The 17134-nt window shown below is 63.7% G+C and carries 17 protein-coding genes; 7 read left to right on the top strand and 10 right to left on the bottom strand.

Annotated features, from left to right (window positions below; translation table 11 throughout):
- Positions 1-63 precede the first annotated feature (63 nt).
- From mltB to lipB, 5 genes are all read left to right on the top strand, one after another.
- Positions 64-1041: a lytic murein transglycosylase B gene (gene mltB, locus KXR72_RS16225; RefSeq protein ID WP_437422506.1), complete on the top strand. Its 978-nt coding sequence runs from the start codon at positions 64-66 to the stop codon at positions 1039-1041.
- Positions 1041-2030, top strand: coding sequence for a septal ring lytic transglycosylase RlpA family protein (locus KXR72_RS16220; protein WP_437422128.1), 990 nt, complete (start codon positions 1041-1043; stop codon positions 2028-2030). The genes mltB and KXR72_RS16220 overlap by 1 nt, the downstream gene beginning before the upstream one ends.
- Before the next feature lie 67 nt (positions 2031-2097).
- On the top strand, positions 2098-3255 hold the full coding sequence (locus KXR72_RS16215) for a D-alanyl-D-alanine carboxypeptidase family protein (RefSeq protein ID WP_437422127.1): 1158 nt from the start codon (positions 2098-2100) through the stop codon (positions 3253-3255).
- Positions 3256-3316: 61 nt separating this feature from the next.
- Positions 3317-3601, top strand: coding sequence for a DUF493 domain-containing protein (locus KXR72_RS16210; protein WP_437422126.1), 285 nt, complete (start codon positions 3317-3319; stop codon positions 3599-3601).
- 37 nt (positions 3602-3638) lie between these two features.
- A complete protein-coding gene (gene lipB / locus KXR72_RS16205; RefSeq protein ID WP_437422125.1) occupies positions 3639-4298 on the top strand; it encodes a lipoyl(octanoyl) transferase LipB in 660 nt (219 codons plus the stop codon).
- A gap of 85 nt (positions 4299-4383) precedes the next feature.
- Here the strand turns inward: lipB and lipA are convergent, their stop codons facing one another.
- The 6 genes from lipA to leuS form a co-directional block, all read right to left on the bottom strand.
- Complete coding sequence (lipA, locus tag KXR72_RS16200; protein WP_437422124.1) at positions 4384-5436, bottom strand: lipoyl synthase; 1053 nt, start codon at positions 5434-5436, stop codon at positions 4384-4386.
- Positions 5437-5661: 225 nt separating this feature from the next.
- On the bottom strand, positions 5662-6969 hold the full coding sequence (locus tag KXR72_RS16195; RefSeq protein WP_437422123.1) for a lytic murein transglycosylase: 1308 nt from the start codon (positions 6967-6969) through the stop codon (positions 5662-5664).
- 60 nt (positions 6970-7029) lie between these two features.
- Entirely contained in the window at positions 7030-7188 is a 159-nt protein-coding gene (gene arfA, locus KXR72_RS16190) for an alternative ribosome rescue factor ArfA (RefSeq protein ID WP_437422505.1), read from the bottom strand.
- Positions 7189-7272: 84 nt separating this feature from the next.
- Positions 7273-8301, bottom strand: coding sequence for a DNA polymerase III subunit delta (gene holA, locus KXR72_RS16185; RefSeq protein WP_437422122.1), 1029 nt, complete (start codon positions 8299-8301; stop codon positions 7273-7275).
- A gap of 37 nt (positions 8302-8338) precedes the next feature.
- Complete coding sequence (gene lptE / locus KXR72_RS16180; protein WP_437422121.1) at positions 8339-8944, bottom strand: LPS assembly lipoprotein LptE; 606 nt, start codon at positions 8942-8944, stop codon at positions 8339-8341.
- A 44-nt stretch (positions 8945-8988) separates the two neighbouring features.
- Positions 8989-11610 (bottom strand): leucine--tRNA ligase, encoded by a 2622-nt coding sequence (leuS, locus tag KXR72_RS16175; RefSeq protein ID WP_437422504.1) that lies wholly within the window; start codon positions 11608-11610, stop codon positions 8989-8991.
- A gap of 238 nt (positions 11611-11848) precedes the next feature.
- Between leuS and KXR72_RS16170 the strand changes: the two genes are divergently transcribed.
- Both KXR72_RS16170 and KXR72_RS16165 read left to right on the top strand, forming a co-directional pair.
- Positions 11849-12289: a hypothetical protein gene (locus KXR72_RS16170; protein ID WP_437422503.1), complete on the top strand. Its 441-nt coding sequence runs from the start codon at positions 11849-11851 to the stop codon at positions 12287-12289.
- 71 nt (positions 12290-12360) lie between these two features.
- Positions 12361-13122, top strand: a complete 762-nt coding sequence (locus KXR72_RS16165; protein ID WP_437422120.1) for a YdcF family protein — start codon at positions 12361-12363, stop codon at positions 13120-13122.
- Between the two features lie 9 nt (positions 13123-13131).
- Here the strand turns inward: KXR72_RS16165 and lnt are convergent, their stop codons facing one another.
- The 4 genes from lnt to KXR72_RS16145 all read right to left on the bottom strand — a co-directional run bounded on the left by lnt (position 13132) and on the right by KXR72_RS16145 (position 17094).
- Entirely contained in the window at positions 13132-14646 is a 1515-nt protein-coding gene (gene lnt, locus KXR72_RS16160; protein ID WP_437422119.1) for an apolipoprotein N-acyltransferase, read from the bottom strand.
- 103 nt (positions 14647-14749) lie between these two features.
- Positions 14750-15595: an HlyC/CorC family transporter gene (locus tag KXR72_RS16155; protein ID WP_437422118.1), complete on the bottom strand. Its 846-nt coding sequence runs from the start codon at positions 15593-15595 to the stop codon at positions 14750-14752.
- Positions 15596-15632: 37 nt separating this feature from the next.
- The gene (gene ybeY, locus KXR72_RS16150; RefSeq protein WP_437422117.1) at positions 15633-16100 is read right to left on the bottom strand and encodes an rRNA maturation RNase YbeY; all 468 of its coding nucleotides are present in this window, start codon (positions 16098-16100) and stop codon (positions 15633-15635) included.
- On the bottom strand, positions 16093-17094 hold the full coding sequence (locus KXR72_RS16145; protein WP_437422116.1) for a PhoH family protein: 1002 nt from the start codon (positions 17092-17094) through the stop codon (positions 16093-16095). The genes ybeY and KXR72_RS16145 overlap by 8 nt, the downstream gene beginning before the upstream one ends.
- Positions 17095-17134 lie beyond the last annotated feature (40 nt).

Genomic DNA, 17134 nt, shown 5'->3' with positions numbered 1-17134 from the left:
ACACAACTCAAATAGACCTAGGTGAAATTCTTGATTCCATTACGGCGTGGCAGGTTGGCGAACATCCTTCTCGGTGTAGGGCTGGTCGGTTTCGTCGCCAGCATGCAGGTTGCCCAGGCAGGCGACTACGAAGGTGAAAAGGTCGCCGAGTTCGTCGACGAGATGACCCGTGACTACGGATTCGCCAGCGAACAGCTGGCCGACCTGCTTGCCCAGGCCGAGCGCAAGCAGGGCATTCTCGACGCCATCTCGCGTCCGGCGGAGCGGGTCAAGCCGTGGAAAGAGTATCGGCCGATCTTCCTGACCGAAGCACGCGTTGCCCAGGGTGTCGACTTCTGGCGCGAGAACGAGGCGGCACTGACGCGGGCCGAGGCCGAATACGGCGTGCCGGCAGAGATCGTCGTCGCCATCATCGGCGTCGAGACCTTTTACGGGCGTAATACCGGTGGGCATCGCGTGATCGATGCGCTCGCCACCCTGGGTTTCGACTACCCGCCGCGCCAGCCATTCTTCCGCCAGCAGCTCAAGGAATTCCTGCTGTTGGCCCGTGAGGAACAGGTCGACCCGCTCACCCTCACCGGTTCCTACGCCGGAGCCATGGGGCTGCCTCAATTCATGCCCAGCAGCTTTCGCGCCTATGCCGTGGATTTCGATGCCGACGGCCACATCGACATCTGGAAAAACCCTGTCGACGCCATCGGCAGCGCGGCGAATTACTTCAAGCAGCACGGCTGGTTGCCCGACGCGCCTGTCGTGGCGCGTGCCCGCCCTGAGGGCGATCGGCATGCGGAGGGTCTGACTGAAGGTCTCGAGCCGGTGCTGACCGCCGCCCAGCTGCGCGAACTAGGATGGCAGACTGACGTGCAGATCCCCGACGAAACCCTGGTCACGGCGTTTCGCCTCGATGGTGCCGAGGGCGACGAATATTGGATCGGCCTGCCCAATTTCTACGTGATCACCCGATACAACCGCAGCATCATGTACGCCATGGCCGTGCACCAACTGGCCGGGCAGCTCGCTGCGGCGCGAGGGGAGCAGTGATGAATACGCTCCGCCTTCTCCTGGCAGGCAGCGTCGCGCTGGTGATCGCCGGTTGCTCGTCGTCGCCATCGCCGTCGCGACATGGCTCGACTTCCCAACCGAGCGACACCAGCGGTCCGGGTGACTATGTGCGGCCGCACAAGGACGGCGCACCCTGGTGGGACGTCGACGTGTCGCGCATTCCAGACGCTACCCCAACGCCCCATAACGGCCCGTTCAAGGCCAACCCCTACACGGTGCTCGGCAAGACTTACTACCCGATCAACGACAGCCGCAACTACAAGGCCACCGGCACCGCCTCCTGGTATGGCACCAAGTTCCACGGCCAGCCGACCGCCAATGGTGAGAAATACGACCTGTACGGCATGAGCGCAGCGCACAAGACGTTGCCGCTGCCGTCGTACGTACGTGTCACCAACCTCGACAACAATCGCTCAGTCATCTTGCGTGTGAATGATCGGGGGCCGTTCTACTCGGATCGGATCATCGACCTGTCGTTTGCCGCAGCGAAAAAGCTCGGCTACGCCGAAACCGGAACCGCACGCGTCAAGGTCGAGGGTATCGACCCGCAACAATGGTGGGCTGAGCGCGGCGGCTCTGCGCCGGCGGTGCTGGCCCAGCCGAAGCGTAGCGAGACCTTGCGTACCGCCAGCCTCGCTCAGCCGGTCGAGCAATACACACCGCCGCCCGCCCAGCACGCGGGGGCGACGCTTCCGGTCGAGGTCGATCGCAGCGATACGCCGAGCAGCAATGACGGGTTGTTCCTGCAGGTCGGCGCGTTCGCCAACCCGGATGCTGCGCAACTGCTACGTGACAAGCTCAGCAACATCACGCAGGCGCCCGTTTTCGTCAGTTCCGTGGTGCATCAGGAGCAAATTCTGCATCGGGTCCGGTTGGGGCCCATCAGTTCGCCGGACGAGGCGGCTCAGCTCGAGCAGAGCGTGCGCCTCGCTAATCTAGGACAGCCACGGCGGGTGCGGGGCGACTAGCCCCTCGGCAGGACGCTGATTCAGCCAGCCACGTATCCGTAACGCCCATTCATTCACCGAGAGCACAATGACTATCACCACCTTCGTGCACCGCCTGTTTCTCGTTACCCTGCTGGCCGTCGTGCCGGCTGCCTGGGCCGAGACGATCATTCCGTCCGCACCGCAGCTGGCGGCCAAGTCCTATGTTTTGATGGATGCCGCCAGCGGCAAGGTCCTGGTCGAGAGCGGCGGTGACGAGCGCCTGCCGCCCGCCAGCCTGACCAAACTCATGACGGCGTATATCGCCACCCTGGAGATTCGCAAGGGGCAGATCTCCGAGAGCGACATGGTCACTGTCAGCGAGAGGGCCTGGCGCACCGGTGGGTCCAGGATGTTCATCCAGGTCAACACGCAGGTGTCGGTGGACGATCTGCTGCACGGCATCATCATCCAGTCGGGTAACGATGCCAGCGTGGCGATCGCCGAGCACATCGCGGGCAGCGAAGACGCCTTTGCCGACCTGATGAACAGCACGGCCCAGCGCCTGGGCATGACCAATACCCATTTCATGAACGCCACCGGCCTGCCGCACCCGGAGCACTATTCCTCGGCCAGCGACATGGCCAAGCTGGCTCGCGCGATCATCTATGAAGACCCTGCGCACTATGGCATCTACGCGCAGAAGGAGTTCTTCTGGAACAACATCAAGCAGCCCAACCGCAATCTGCTGCTGTGGCGCGACAAGACCGTCGATGGCCTCAAGACCGGTCACACCGAGGAAGCCGGCTATTGCCTGGTCGCCTCTGCCGTTCGCGATGGCATGCGCTTGATTTCCGTCGTATTCGGTACCAATAGCGAACAGGCTCGCGCGGCCGAGACTCAGAAGCTCCTGACCTACGGCTTCCGCTTCTTCGAGACACGCACCTTCTACAAGCAAGGCACCGAGCTGGCCCAGGCGCGCGTCTGGAAGGGCGAACAGGATCAGCTCAGCGCTGGCCTGGCCAATGACCTGACCATGACGCTGCCACGCGGCCAGTTGGACAAGCTGCAGGCAACCATGACCTTCACCCCCGAACTCACCGCGCCGATTCAGCAGGGCGATGTGGTCGGCAAGGTCGAGGTGAACCTGGATGGGCAGGTCGTGCAGAGCAGCGACTTGATCGCGCTGCAGACTATCGAGGAAGGTGGGCTGTTCAGCCGCATCTGGGATAGCATCCGGCTGTTTTTCTTCAACCTCTTCAATTGATAGCTCGCTGCGCGCGCCTGATATGCCGGGCGCGCCCGCGGATCATGAGTCCGCTACTGCCATGACCGATAGCAACGACGATGTACAAGCCTCAAAGATCGAATTTCCCTGCGAGCGTTACCCGATCAAGGTGATCGGCGATGCTGGCGAGGGCTTCCGCGAGGCCGTGATCGAGGTGATCCGGCGCCATGCGCCTGGTTTCGATGAAACTACGCTGGTCACCCGTGACAGCCGCAACGGACGGTTCCTCTCCCTGCAGGTGTTGATTACGGCGACAGGTGTCGAGCAGCTCCAGGCGATTCATGTCGACTTGCGTGCAACCGGCCGTGTGCACATGGTGCTTTGATGCTCCCTGAGTCGTTGTGTCGCCTGGATTGCAGGCCATGCTGAACGGCAGTCTGCTCGGTGTGCGGGCGCTGGGGCTGGTCGATTATGAGCCCGCTTGGCATGCCATGCAGCGCTTCACCAACGAGCGCGGCCCGGACACCCAGGACGAGGCGTGGCTGCTTCAGCACCCGCCGGTGTTCACCCAGGGCCAGGCCGGAAAGGCCGAGCACTTGCTGGTGCCGGGCGATATCCCCGTGGTGCAGGCGGACCGGGGTGGGCAGGTGACCTACCATGGGCCTGGTCAACTGGTGTGCTATCTGCTACTGGACGTCAGGCGTCTTGGCATCGGTGTCCGTGAGCTGGTCAGCCGGATCGAGTACAGCCTTATCGATCTGCTCGCCGGCTATGGTGTCGAGGCATCCGCTAGACCTGATGCGCCGGGCGTCTATGTGAACGGCGCCAAGATTGCCTCGCTTGGCCTGCGCATCCGTAATGGGCGTTCATTCCACGGCTTGGCCCTTAACGTCGATATGGATCTCGGGCCGTTCAAGCGGATCAATCCATGCGGGTATGCCGGCTTGCCCATGACCCAAATGGCTGATCTGGTCACTGGGCCCGTAGCGCTCTCCGAGGTCAACGCTCGTTTGAGTGATCAGTTGGTTAAGCAGCTCGGCTACGCGGGGCAGGAGACACTGGCGGGCGCGTTAGCTGGCTGAGTGGAGGCTATCGCGTGTGGCCTGCGGCGGGTGTGTGAAGCACCTGCCCTTATGCGAAGCCCGGGCAGGTGATTTTTCAGCGCGATCAGTTCAGATTGACGGCCGGAATCAGGCTGCTGTCGAACGCCTGGCCCGGAACCGGCACGGGTGCGGCCAGGCCCAGGTTGTTCTTTTCGAACACCCGGTCGGCGCGGTAGCTGGAGCGCACCAGTGGACCGGCGGCGACTTCCATGAAGCCCTTCTCCAAGCCGATGTCACGGAAACGGTTGAACTCTTCTGGGCTGACCCAGCGCTTGACCGGCAGGTGGTTGCGCGTCGGCTGCAGGTACTGACCAAGGGTGAGGATGTCCACACCGATCGCGCGCAAATCGTCCATGGTTTCCAGAATTTCCTCATCGGTTTCGCCGAGGCCGAGCATCAAGCTGGTCTTGGTGAGAACCGCCGGGCGGTGTTGCTTGGCGTGCGCGAGCACCTTGAGCGTCTTCTCGTAGCCGGCACGTGGGTCACGCACCACGTGGGTCAGGCGCTTGACCGTCTCGACATTCTGCGCGAACACCTCGAGGCCAGAATCCACCACCCGTTCGATCGCCAGGTGATCCCCGTCGAAATCCGGTGTAAGCGCCTCGACCACCACCTGCGGGGTGTTTTCCTTAATGGCGCGTACGCAGGCTGCGTAGTGGCTCGCGCCGCCGTCGTCGAGATCGTCACGATCCACTGAGGTCAGCACGATGTAGCGCAGTGCCATCAGTTCCACAGATTTGGCGGTGTTCTGCGGCTCCTCCAGATCCAGCCAGCCATTGGGATTGCCCGTATCCACTGCACAGAAGCGGCATGCGCGGGTGCACACCGAGCCCATCAACATGATGGTGGCTGTGCCGTTGGACCAGCATTCGCCCATGTTCGGGCAATGCGACTCCTGGCAAACGGTGCTCAGGCGGTGCTCACCGACGTTGCGCTTGACGGCTTCGAAGCGGCTGCCGCTGGGTGCCTTGACCCGTAGCCACTTGGGCTTGGGTTCGAATACCTGGGGTTCGCTCGAGGCACGGCGCTTCTGCCCATCCTTGATCGCGGTGATGCCTTGGGTGGTGCGGAATTTTTCGCCGCTGGCAACGGGCTTGGGCTGGGATATATCGGACATCGGCTTCATGGGCTCCGCTAGAGGCTCCGTGGACGAGGCGGCGTTTGACCGCCGCGCAGTTTATCACAGGCGCTGACCGTTCAGTCCTAACAGCGAGGTGTGCTGCGGGTTGGCGAACTGCGCGCCGGCGATCACGCGGGCTAATGCGTGCTACGGCAGCTTGCTTTCCCGCGACCAAGCGGCGGGTTGGCCCGGGGCGTGGCTGGATCGTTTGAGCCCTGCGCGCTAGTGCGCTGCGCGCAGGCGACCAAGGAGCTCCTGGGTAGGGTGGCCATCTGCAGGCCAGCCAAGCTGCTGCTGGAAGCCTCGAATCGCGTTGCGGGTGTTGGCACCGATGATGCCGTCGGCGACGCCGGGATCGAACCCTCGTTCCTGCAAGCGCTCCTGTAGTTCCACGCGTTCCGAGCGGCTGAGTGGCAGCTCCGACCGAGGCCAGTCGCCCCTGACCATGCCGCCGCCTTCGAATCGTTCCGAGAGCAGGCCGATCGCCAAGGCATAGGACGACGAGTTGTTGTAACGCAGGATGGCGCGGAAGTTGTCGAGTAACAGGAAGGCGGGGCCACGATAGCCGGCAGGCAGCAGGAGGCTCGCCATGGCGTCATCGCGGCCCTGGGGTAGGTTTTCTAGGCCGAGGCGGCGCCACTCGGCCAGCGGTTTACGGATCAGCGGGTCGGCCAAGGCGTAGTCGAAATCCGTAGGCAGCCGCACCTCGAAACCCCATGGTTCGCCTGCGCGCCAGCCAGAGGCCTGGAGGTAGTGTGCAGCGGAAGCCAGGGCGTCGGCCGGGCTGTTCCAAATGTCGCGGTGGCCATCACCATCGAAGTCCACCGCGTGGGTGTTGTAGGTCGTGGGGATGAACTGGGTCTGCCCCATTGCGCCAGCCCAGGAGCCACGCAATTGCTCGGGTGGCACATCACCGTGGGCGAGGATATCGAGTGCTGCGAGCAACTGGCTCTTGGCAAAGCCGGGACGGCGTCCTTCGTGGGCCAGCGTCGCCAGGGAGCGGATTACCGATTTGTCACCCTGAATTTGGCCGAAGCTGCTCTCCAGCCCCCAGATGGCGACAAGCGCGGTGCGGTCAACGCCATAACGCGCCTCGATGCCATCAAGCGTGTCGGCATGCTCGCGTAACAGCCGCTTGCCGCCGCGCACGCGCTGGTCCGATAGGGCGCCGTCGAGGTATTGCCAGACGGGGCGATTGAACTCCGGCTGGCTGCGGTCGGCTGCGATGATGCTTGGGTCGGGTGTGACGCCCGCGAATGCTCTGTCGAACAGAGTGGGAGTGATGCCGGCTTGCAACGCTTCGGCGCGGAACGCCTCGCGCCATTGTTCGAAGGTCTGCGGCGGTTGAGGCTGCGGTTGTGCTTCGGCCTGCGGGGCAGGCGCGTTCTGCGGGGACGGGCTCGTTACCGGTTCGCGAGGTGCGAGGGTATCAGTCGCGGGGGGCTCGGCTGCACAAGCGACGACGATGCTCAGCGCGGAGCCAACCACCAGTGTGCGCAGAAGCAGGACGGGAACGAAGGTGTAAAGCATGCACCACACTCGGCAGGACGTCGGCAGGTGACCTTATCACGCTTTGCGCCAGTTGGCTTTTCAGGCTGCCAGAAGGACCGAAGCCTCCCAGTTGTCAGACTGGGAGGCTTCGCGGCGGTAGCTACCTTTGCCTTTGGCGGGCCGTTCCGGGCGATTGCGGAACAGCGGTTGCGCGATCAGCGCCTTGGCTTTGTTGGGCCGTTTGCGATTTTTGTTCATGGATATCTCCGGCGTATGCCCGGCGATGGGCGAGCGCATCATAGGCGTTGTGCAGAAAATGTCCAATCGTAGTGAGCTGGCAGGCTAGAGCGCGATCCGCTTGCCGCTCAATTGCAGACAGACCTGAGCCAGGCCGACCCAGGCGTCGCCCTCTGCCTGCCCTTTGATTTGGGCATCGATCTGCTGGGCCTCGCCCAGAAGACACTGCCAGCCGGCAGTGTCGTGGCGCTGCAGGGCCTTGCCCACGATCGGCTTGCGCTTGTCCCACACGGGTGGGCGTGCCTGGCTGAACGCCCGGTCCAGTGGCACGCCCTGGCCATACTGCTGTGCGATGTTGGCGAGCTGGCGTATTTCCCGAGCCACAGCCCAGAGGATGACAGGCGCCTCGACACCTTCCGCCCGAAGCCCCGTAAGCATGCGCAGAACATGCTCGGGTTGACCCAGCAGGGCGGCATCGATCAGGCCGAACACGTCATATCGTGCGCTGTCCGCAACCGCTGCCTGAACGGTATCGAGCGTGACCTGTCCGCCCTCGGCGAGCAGCTTGAGCTTTTCGATTTCCTGCGCGGCTGCTAGCAGGTTGCCCTCGACGCGTGCGGCGATCAGCTCGACGGCCTCTTGGTCCGCCGCGAGGCCGGCCTGTGCCAGGCGCTGACGAATCCACTGTGGCAGTTGCACCGCATCGACCGGCCAGATCTGGATGAACTGGCTGTCCTTTCCATCGATCAGCGCTTTAGCCCATTTGGTTTTCTGAGTGCTGCCGTCGAGCTTGGGCAGGCTGACCAGCAACACCGTGTCCTCGGCAGGCCGCCCGAGGTATTCGATCAACGCCGCTGCACCTTTGTCGCCGGGTTTGCCGTTGGGGATGCGCAGCTCGATCAGGCGCTTGTCAGCGAACAGGGACAGGCTGGCGCCTGCCTCGATGAGCTGGCCCCAGTCGAAACCGGTCTCGACGTTCAGCACCTGGCGTTCGCTAAAGCCCAGCGCCCGGCAGGCCTGGCGAATGGCGTCGCTGGCTTCCTGGCACAGGAGGTGCTCGTCGCCACTGACGACGTAGACCGGTGAGAGCGGGCCTTGCAGATGCTTGGTGAGCTGGGCGGGGGATAATTTCATGGGGCTGGGGGAGCCGCCTGTAGGCGGCTCCCTGATGTCACTGGATCGGCAATTCGATGGGCGATTGCTGAGGCTGCGCCGCCTGTTCGCGAATCTGCGCTTCGATCGCCTCGGCTTCTGCGCGGCGCTTGGCCTCAGCGGTTTCCTGTAGCTGGTCGAGCTGCGCCGGGGTAATACGGCCAAGGCGCATGGCAAGCTGTTGAAGTACCTCGCGGCGCATCTCCTGACGTAGCTGAGCGGCTTCCTGGTCGGAGCTGATCAGGTTGCTGCTGTCGTGTACGTAGACACGCTGGACTTCGACGCGGTCTTCGAGCAGGACGGTGTTCTGCGGCCCTTCAAGTGCATAGTCCAGAATGGTGCTGAGCTCGTATTCGGCGGTGCGTGCGGCGGTGGTGTAACTCGCGGTGCGCTGCAGGTTCTGCTCGCGGGTCAGGTCCAGGGTGTAGCGGGCGCCGGGATGGACGCGAACACCACTCTGTTCCAGCAAACCTTCGAGCTGTCCGGCTGTTTCGCCGTAACTGTCGCGGGCCTGCAGATTCAACTCCTGTAGGGCGAAGCTGGTTTCACCGGTGCCGCGCAGCTGGAAACCGCAGGCACTGAGCAACATGGCCAGGCCGGCCACCAGCAGATTACGTTTGATCATCTTGTTATCCCCCTTGCCAGCCCGGCGCACCGCGCCGTGGCGAATCAGTTTGCGACGATGTTGACCAGCTTGCCCGGCACCACGATGACCTTGCGAATGGTCAGGCCCTCGGTAAAGCGCAGCACGTTTTCATTGCCACGCGCCGTCGCCTCGACTTCTTCGCGGCTGGCGCTGGCCGGCACTTCGATCTGGCCGCGCAGCTTGCCGTTGACCTGCACGACGAGCGTCAGGCTGTCCTGCACAAGGGCGGACTCGTCGACTGCGGGCCAAGCGGCGTCGATGATCGCGCCCGGCTTGCCCAGCTGTTCCCAGAGGGCATGGCAGATATGCGGCGTGATGGGGGCGAGCAGCAGCGCCACGGCTTCCAGACCTTCCTGCAGCAGGGCGCGGTCCTGTGCGGTCTCGGTGGGGGCCTTTTCCAACACGTTCATCAAGGTCATCACCTGAGCGATGGCGGTATTGAACTTGTGATGCTGGCCTACGTCGGTGCTGGCCTGCTTGATCGCCAGGTGAATGGCGCGGCGCACGGCCTTCTGTTCGTCATTCAGCGAAGCGATGTCCAGCGTACCCGGCAGGCCGGCGCCGACATGTGCATGAGCCAGGCGCCAGACGCGGCGCAGGAAGCGGCTGGCTCCCTCAACGCCGGAGTCGGACCACTCCAGGCTCATGTCTGGCGGCGAGGCGAACATCATGAACAGGCGGCAGGTGTCGGCGCCGTAGGCATCGATCATTGCCTGAGGGTCGACGCCGTTGTTCTTCGACTTGGACATCTTCTCGGTGCCGCCAATCTCCACCGGCAAGCCGTCGGTTTTGAGCCTGGCGCCGATGACTTTAGCCTTGGCGTCACGCTCGACCTCGACATCGGCCGGGTTGAACCAGTCCTTGCCACCGTTCTCGAGGGTGCGGTAGTAGGTTTCGGCAACCACCATGCCCTGGGTCAAGAGGTTCTTGAACGGCTCGTTGGAGTTGACCAGCCCTTCGTCGCGCATCAGCTTGTGGAAGAAGCGGGCGTAGAGCAGGTGCAGGATGGCGTGTTCGATACCGCCGATGTACTGGTCCACCGGCAGCCAGTGATTGGCGGCCTGCGGGTCGACCATGCCGCCTTCGTAATGCGGGCTGGCATAGCGGGCGAAGTACCAGGACGACTCGACGAAGGTGTCCATGGTGTCGGTTTCGCGCTTGGCCGGCGCGCCGCACTTCGGGCAGCTGCATTCGTAGAACTCGGGCATCTTCGCCAGCGGACTTCCAGCGCCGTCCGGCACCACGTCTTCCGGCAGCACGACCGGCAGTTGGTCTTCCGGGACCGGCACGTCGCCACAACTGTCGCAATGAATGATCGGGATCGGGCAGCCCCAGTAACGCTGGCGGCTGATGCCCCAGTCGCGCAGACGGAACTGGGTGCGCGACTGGCCCAGGCCCTTCTTCTGGAGCGCCACTTCAATAGCGTCGAAAGCGCCTTCGAAGTCCAGGCCATCGAAGTCGCCCGAGTTGATCAGCTGTCCGTGCTCGCCGTAGGCGTCCTGCCAGGGTGCGGGCGTCTCATCGCCTGCGCTGGTGCGTACCACCGGCTTGATCGGCAGGTCGTACTTGGTGGCGAAGGCGAAGTCGCGCTCGTCATGCGCCGGCACGGCCATGACCGCACCTTCGCCGTAATTCATCAGCACATAGTTGGCGACCCACACCGGCAGCAGCTCGCCAGTCAGCGGGTGTTGCACGCGCAGGGGAGTGGCCAGGCCTTTCTTCTCCTGGGTGGCGATGTCGGCTTCGGCCACGCCGCCGCGCTTGCACTCGTCGATGAAGGCCTGCAGTTCGGCTGTCTGATCGGCATCCATGCGTTCAAGCGCGATGGAGGCCAGCGGGTGCTCGGCAGCCACCGCCACGTAGGTGGCGCCCATCAGGGTGTCAGGGCGCGTGGTGAAGACCTTCATCACGCCGTCGCTGCCGACGCTAGCCGCGTCGTAGGGGAAAGCGATCTCCATACCGCGCGACTTGCCGATCCAGTTGCGCTGCATGGTCTTGACTTGTTCCGGCCAGCCATCGAGCTCGTCCAGGCTCGACAGCAGTTCGTCGGCGTAGGCCGTGATCTTGAAGTAGTACATCGGGATTTCGCGCTTCTCGATCAGCGCGCCCGAGCGCCAGCCACGGCCGTCGATAACCTGCTCGTTGGCCAGCACGGTCTGGTCGACCGGATCCCAGTTCACGGTACCGTTTTTGCGGTAGATCACGCCCTTTTCGTACAGGCGGGTGAACAGCCACTGCTCCCAACGGTAGTAGTCGGGCTTGCAGGTTGTGACCTCGCGCGTCCAGTCGACCGCCAGGCCCAGCGACTTGAGCTGGGCCTTCATATAGGCAATGTTCTCGTAGGTCCACTTGGCTGGCGCGACTTTGTTCTTCATCGCGGCGTTCTCTGCCGGCATGCCGAACGCGTCCCAGCCCATCGGTTGCAGGACGTTCTTGCCCTGCATGCGCTGGTAGCGCGCAATCACGTCGCCGATGGTGTAGTTGCGCACGTGCCCCATGTGCAGCTTGCCGCTGGGGTAGGGGAACATCGACAGGCAGTAGAAGGTGTCCTTGCCTGCTTGCTCGCTTACTTCAAAGGATTTCTGCGCGTCCCAGTGGGACTGCGCGGCGGCTTCGATTTCGCGGGGCTGATACTGTTCGTGCATGGCTACTGGCATAGAGAAGGGGATGGCGGTTCGCTCGGCAGTCGGCTGCAGCGTGCCGGCACTTGGCGGCAGGGCGCGGCGCGACGGGGCGGATACGAACGCATGGAAGCGCCGTAGCATACATGACCCCCTGCAATCGAGGGAAACCCGTTTTGCCGCTCCCGTTTGTCGCGGGCGCCGTGGAGCACGGAGTCTGGACTACGCTTGTAGTGGGGCGAGGCAGATGAGAGGTGAAATCATGGGCAAAGAGCGCCAGGCGGACGAAGGCAATCTGTACGGCCGCGTATTGCAGCGGCTGAGCCTCGCCCTTGAAGAGGCGGAGCGAAGCGAGGGCGCATCGACGGAACTCGAAGTGGCCGGATTGACGCCCGCCGAGTTCGAGCTGATCCGTGCGTACCTGCAGCAGGATGCCCAATGGCTGTCCGGATGGCATGCGGCGGCCGAAGAGCAGGCACAGATAGTCAGGCAGGCGGCGCGCCCCGCGCTACGCAACGTCTTGCGCCAGCACTCGGCGAAGCGCTGCAGACAGACACCGCCGGCGCTTCAGCAGGCAATGACCTGCGCGCTCTGCGGCACCCACGTGCATTGGCCAGACGGACCGGGTGCGGTCGCTTGCGGCGCGTGCGGCTCGCAATTGCTGCGGGCTCGCCAGCGGCTGCATACCTACCCACGGCACTAGGCTCTCGTCCAAAGCCGACAACGGCGCGCCGAGCTAGGTAAAGTGTGGCGACCCGTCCGTTGGAGCCACGCATGCCGATTCGCTACTTGTTCAAGCAGCTGCTATTACCGCCGGGAGGCCTGCTCCTGTTGCTGCTGGCCGGCTGGTGGTTGCGCCGTAGTGCGCCTCGCCTCGCGGCTTGCTGTTTCGTGCTGGGGTTCGGCGGCCTGTGGCTAATGAGCCTGCCTGTCACGGTGGAGTGGGCGGCGCGTCAATTGGAGACCGAGCCGGCGCTGGCGAGCAACGACTGGGAGCGCGCGGGGCAAGTGGCGCAGGCCATCGTGGTGCTGGGGGCCGGGCGGGAGCAGGCTGACCCGGGTTGGGGCTCGGACCAGCCCAGCCATATCGCGCTCGAGCGGCTGCGCTACGCTTCGCGGCTGGCCAAGGCTACCGGTTTACCGATCCTCGCCAGCGGTGGGCTGCATTATGGCGAACCGCCCAGCGAGGCCCTGCTCGCCGCGGAAGCGCTGCAGCGAGACTTTTCCACCGAGACACGCTGGCTCGAGGAGCGCAGCCGCACCACCTGGGAAAACGCGGTACAGAGTGCCGAGATGCTGAAGGCCGCTGGCGTGGAGCGGGTGCTGCTGGTGACCTCGGCGCCGCATATGCCACGTGCGCGCTGGTGCTTCGAACAGGTCGGGCTGCAAGTCATTCCTGCGCCCATGGGCTTCCTCGGCGTGCCCAACGGCAGGCCTTTCGGCGGCTGGCTACCGGAGAGCAAGGCGATCTGGCAGAACGGCATGCTGCTCAACGAGGCGGCTGGCTTGCTTCTGTATCCGCTGTTCTACCCGTAAGCGGCGCGGTCAGGCCGCGCTGCGCCGACGCAGTACTCCCCAGGCGAGCAGCAGGCCGCACGTCAGGGTCAATGGCCAGGAGCGCCACCGCAGATAGGGCGTCAGGCCCTGCATGGGCGTGACTTCCCCATAGAGCACGGCCTCCTTGAATGTGGGGATCTGCTCGGTGATCTGCCCCTGCGGGTCGATCAGCACCGTGACACCGTTGTTAGTCGCGCGGACCATCCAGCGACCGGCTTCCAGCGCGCGCATCTGCGCCATCTGCAGATGCTGCAGTGGGCCAATCGAATGGCCGAACCAGGCGTCGTTGCTGACTGTCAGCAGCAAGTCGCTCTGTGCCGCGAGGCTGGCGGCGAATTCCGGGTAGACCACCTCGTAACAAATGAACGGGGCGATTTGGTAACCCTTGGCCTGCAGCAGCGCCTGTCCGGGCTCGCCGCGGGCGAAGTCGGACATCGGCAGGTCGAAGAAGGCGATCAGCCCGCGCAGCATTTCTTGCAGCGGGACATATTCACCGAACGGCACCAGCTTCTGTTTGAGATAGGTGCCGTGCGCGTCACCGGCAGTGGTGAGGCCGTTGTAATAGCGCAGCTCGCCATCGCCATTGGGCTGGCGCACCGGCACGCCGGTGATCATCGCTGCCTGCCGGTCCAGGGCGAAACGGCCCATCATCGTCAGGTAGCCTTCGGCATGCTCCTTGAGAATCGGGATGGCGGTCTCGGGCCAGACGATCAGGTCCACCGGGCGACTACGGAAGGTCATGTCGCGGTAGAGCAGTAGCTGCATCTCCAACTGCTTCGGGTCCCATTTGAGGCTCTGCGCCACGTTGCCCTGCATTGCCGCGACGCTGATTGGCGCGCCTTTCGGGGAGGTCCAGGCGTGGCCGCCCAGCCCAAGCCCGCTGGCCCAGAGCAGCACCAGAACAAGCGCGGCAACGGCTAACAGCGCCTTGCTCGCGAACAAGCGCGGCGCCTCGCTCACCAGCGTCGCGGTCAAGGCCAGGCCGAAGCTGAGCAGCCATACGCCTCCCAGCGGAGCGAGCCCGGCCAGGGGACCGTTCAGCTGGCTATAACCGGTGTACAGCCAGGGAAAGCCAGTCAGTAGCCAGCCGCGCAAGGCATCGATGGCAAGCCATAGGGCAGCGAACACCAAGGCGTTGCGCAGCGGTGCGCCAGGTGTGCGCAGCGTGTACGCCCAGAACCAGCCGAGCAAGGAGAAGAACAACGCCAGGCCGGCAACGAAGCCTAATGTCAGCAGCCCCGCCAGCGGCGGCGGCGCGGCGCCAAAATCATGAATGCTGACGTAGACCCAGCTCACCCCGGACGCGAAGAGGCCAAAGCCGTAGCACCAACCGCGGGCGGCGGCCTGCCGCGGCGTGACCTCGCGCAGGCCGATGTAGAGCAGTGCGATCGAGACCAGCGCCAGCGGCCAATAATCGAACGGTGCCAGCGACAGGGTCGTCAGCGCGCCGGCGGCAATTGCCAGCAGGTTGCCCGGCCAGCCGGGGCGAGTGATCCAATGCATAGGCTTCCTTCAACGAGAAAAGCGCAGGAGGCGTTTGGCGGGGAGAAGGGAGGTACGGCGGGCCTTCGTGACATCAGCAGGTCCGCCCAGCCTCCCGCCTCGATCAGCTGTCCGCGGCAGTACGAGTCAGGCGCAGCATGTGTACGCGCCGGCTGTCGGCGTTCAGCACGCGGAAGCGGAACCCGTCGATCTCGGTAGTCTCGTTGCGCTTGGGCAAATGCCCGAAGGCGTTCATCACCAAACCGGCAACGGTATCGAACTCTTCGTCCGGGAATTCGCTGGCGAAGTAGTCGTTGAAACTATCGATCGGGGTGAGCGCCTTGACCAGAAAATCGCCACTCGGCAGCGGGCGGATGTAGCTGTCTTCCTCGATATCGTGCTCATCCTCGATATCGCCGACGATTTGCTCCAGCACGTCCTCGATGGTGACTAAACCGGCAACGCCGCCGTACTCGTCGATAACGATGGCCATGTGGCTGTGGTTGGCGCGGAACTCGCGTAGCAGCACGTTCAAACGCTTGGATTCGGGCACGAAGGTGGCCGGGCGGAGCAGGTCCTTGATGTCGAAGTTGTGCTGGTCGTCCTGCAGGATCAGAGGCAGCAAGTCCTTGGCCAGCAGCACGCCGATCACTTCGTCGAGGCTGTCGCCGACGACTGGGTAGCGGGAGTGCGCGGCGGATATGACCGCGGGCAGGAACTCCTTTGGCGATTGGTCGGCGCGGATGCTCATCACCTGCGAGCGTGGCACCATGATGTCGCGCACCTGCAGGTCGGCGACCTGGATGGCGCCCTCGACAATCGCCAGGGCTTCGTTGTCGAGCAGCTTGTTCTGGTGCGCGCCGCGCAGGACGTCCAGCAGCTCTTCTCGGGTTTTCGGCTCATGGGCAAAAGCCTGTGTGATCTTTCCAAACCACGACTTCTGCCCGTTGCTCGATCGGTCTTCGCTCATGTCTTTTGACTCAAAGGTCCTTGCAGTGCCCCGGGGGCTATTCGCCAGCGTAGGGGTCGGGATGACCCAGTTCAGCCAGCAGTTGACGTTCCAGGCTTTCCATTTCTTCGGCTTCCACGTCTTCCTGATGGTCGTAGCCCAGCAAGTGCAGGCAGCCGTGAATCACCAGATGCGCCCAGTGGGCTTCGAGTGCCTTGCCTTGTTCGGCCGCCTCGCGTTCGACCACCGCGGCGCAGATCACCAGATCGCCGAGTAGCGGGATGTCGAGAAGCGGTTCGCCATCCGGGCCATCGGGCACGTCCGCTGGAAAGGACAGCACATTGGTGGCGTAGTCCTTGCCGCGGTAATCGCGGTTCAGCTTGCGGCCTTCCGCTTCGTCGACCAAGCGTATGGTCAGTTCGGAGTCGGCGCTGCGTTGACGCAGGGCCAGCTCGCACCAGCGGCGAAACGCCTGCTCGTCCGGTGCGTCGGACGCGGTCGCGCGTTGTAGATCGAGCTCAATCATTGCGCTGCGCGTCCCGCCGTTTCTGGTCACCGCCGTGCTCATCGAAGCGCTCGTACGCCTCGACGATCCGTTGGACCAGCGGATGGCGCACCACGTCCTTGGGTTTGAAATGCGTGAAGCTGATGCCGTCGACATCACGCAGCACTTCAATGACATGGGACAGGCCGCTCTTGGTGCCGCGAGGCAGATCGACCTGAGTGATGTCGCCGGTGATCACGGCGGTCGAGCCAAAGCCGATCCGGGTGAGGAACATCTTCATCTGCTCGAGCGTCGTGTTCTGGCTTTCGTCGAGGATGATGAAGCTGTTGTTCAGCGTGCGCCCACGCATATAGGCCAGCGGGGCGATTTCGATCACCTGCTTCTCGATCAGGCGCGCCACATGCTCGAAGCCGAGCATCTCGTAGAGCGCGTCATAGAGCGGGCGCAGGTAGGGATCGATCTTCTGTGCGAGGTCACCGGGCAGGAAACCGAGCTTTTCGCCCGCCTCGACCGCCGGGCGGACCAGCAGGATGCGCCGCACCTGCTCGCGCTCCAGGGCGTCGACAGCGCAAGCGACGGCAAGATAGGTCTTGCCCGTGCCGGCCGGACCGATGCCGAAGTTGATGTCGTTATCGAGGATCGACTTCACGTAGCGCTGTTGGTTGGCCCCACGTGGGCGGATGTTGCCCTTGCGCGTGCGCAGCGAGATATTCGGCGTTGCGGAGGGGTTGGCCAGCTCTTCCATGCCCGATTCCTGCAAGAACAGGTGAACGAGATCAGGCGATAGCTCGGTGCTCTTGGTTTCGCGGTAGAGGCGACGCAGGAGGTTTTCGGCGGCCTTGGCGACTTCGCTCGGGCCAACCAGTTCGAACTGGTTGCCGCGGTTGCGGATTTCCAGTTCCAGGCGTTGTTCGATCAGGCGCAAATGCTCGTCGAACTGGCCGCAGAGATTGGCGAAGCGATCGGCTTCGAAGGGTTCAAGGATGAAACGATGGGGTTCTATAGGGGTGTTCAAGGGCTTTTGATTGACCTGCTGTGCATGAAGATGTGCTGAG

The sequence above is a fragment of the Stutzerimonas chloritidismutans genome, from assembly GCF_051486945.1.
Taxonomy (GTDB): domain Bacteria; phylum Pseudomonadota; class Gammaproteobacteria; order Pseudomonadales; family Pseudomonadaceae; genus Stutzerimonas; species Stutzerimonas chloritidismutans_B.
Note: the sequence above shows the minus strand (reverse complement) of the source record. Positions and strands in the feature narration are given on the sequence as shown.

Excerpts from the sequence above, each read along its gene's own strand:
- KXR72_RS16170 (WP_437422503.1), top strand. The coding sequence starts at position 11,849 with ATGGGCAAAGAGCGCCAGGCGGACGAAGGCAATCTGTACGGCCGCGTA.
- lptE (WP_437422121.1), bottom strand. The coding sequence starts at position 8,944 with ATGATCAAACGTAATCTGCTGGTGGCCGGCCTGGCCATGTTGCTCAGT.
- lipA (WP_437422124.1), bottom strand. The coding sequence starts at position 5,436 with ATGTCCGATATATCCCAGCCCAAGCCCGTTGCCAGCGGCGAAAAATTC.
- ybeY (WP_437422117.1), bottom strand. The coding sequence starts at position 16,100 with ATGATTGAGCTCGATCTACAACGCGCGACCGCGTCCGACGCACCGGAC.
- KXR72_RS16155 (WP_437422118.1), bottom strand. The coding sequence starts at position 15,595 with ATGAGCGAAGACCGATCGAGCAACGGGCAGAAGTCGTGGTTTGGAAAG.
- lipB (WP_437422125.1), top strand. The coding sequence starts at position 3,639 with ATGCTGAACGGCAGTCTGCTCGGTGTGCGGGCGCTGGGGCTGGTCGAT.
- KXR72_RS16220 (WP_437422128.1), top strand. The coding sequence starts at position 1,041 with ATGAATACGCTCCGCCTTCTCCTGGCAGGCAGCGTCGCGCTGGTGATC.
- lnt (WP_437422119.1), bottom strand. The coding sequence starts at position 14,646 with ATGCATTGGATCACTCGCCCCGGCTGGCCGGGCAACCTGCTGGCAATT.
- KXR72_RS16210 (WP_437422126.1), top strand. The coding sequence starts at position 3,317 with ATGACCGATAGCAACGACGATGTACAAGCCTCAAAGATCGAATTTCCC.
- arfA (WP_437422505.1), bottom strand. The coding sequence starts at position 7,188 with ATGAACAAAAATCGCAAACGGCCCAACAAAGCCAAGGCGCTGATCGCG.
- KXR72_RS16195 (WP_437422123.1), bottom strand. The coding sequence starts at position 6,969 with ATGCTTTACACCTTCGTTCCCGTCCTGCTTCTGCGCACACTGGTGGTT.
- leuS (WP_437422504.1), bottom strand. The coding sequence starts at position 11,610 with ATGCACGAACAGTATCAGCCCCGCGAAATCGAAGCCGCCGCGCAGTCC.
- holA (WP_437422122.1), bottom strand. The coding sequence starts at position 8,301 with ATGAAATTATCCCCCGCCCAGCTCACCAAGCATCTGCAAGGCCCGCTC.
- KXR72_RS16215 (WP_437422127.1), top strand. The coding sequence starts at position 2,098 with ATGACTATCACCACCTTCGTGCACCGCCTGTTTCTCGTTACCCTGCTG.
- KXR72_RS16165 (WP_437422120.1), top strand. The coding sequence starts at position 12,361 with ATGCCGATTCGCTACTTGTTCAAGCAGCTGCTATTACCGCCGGGAGGC.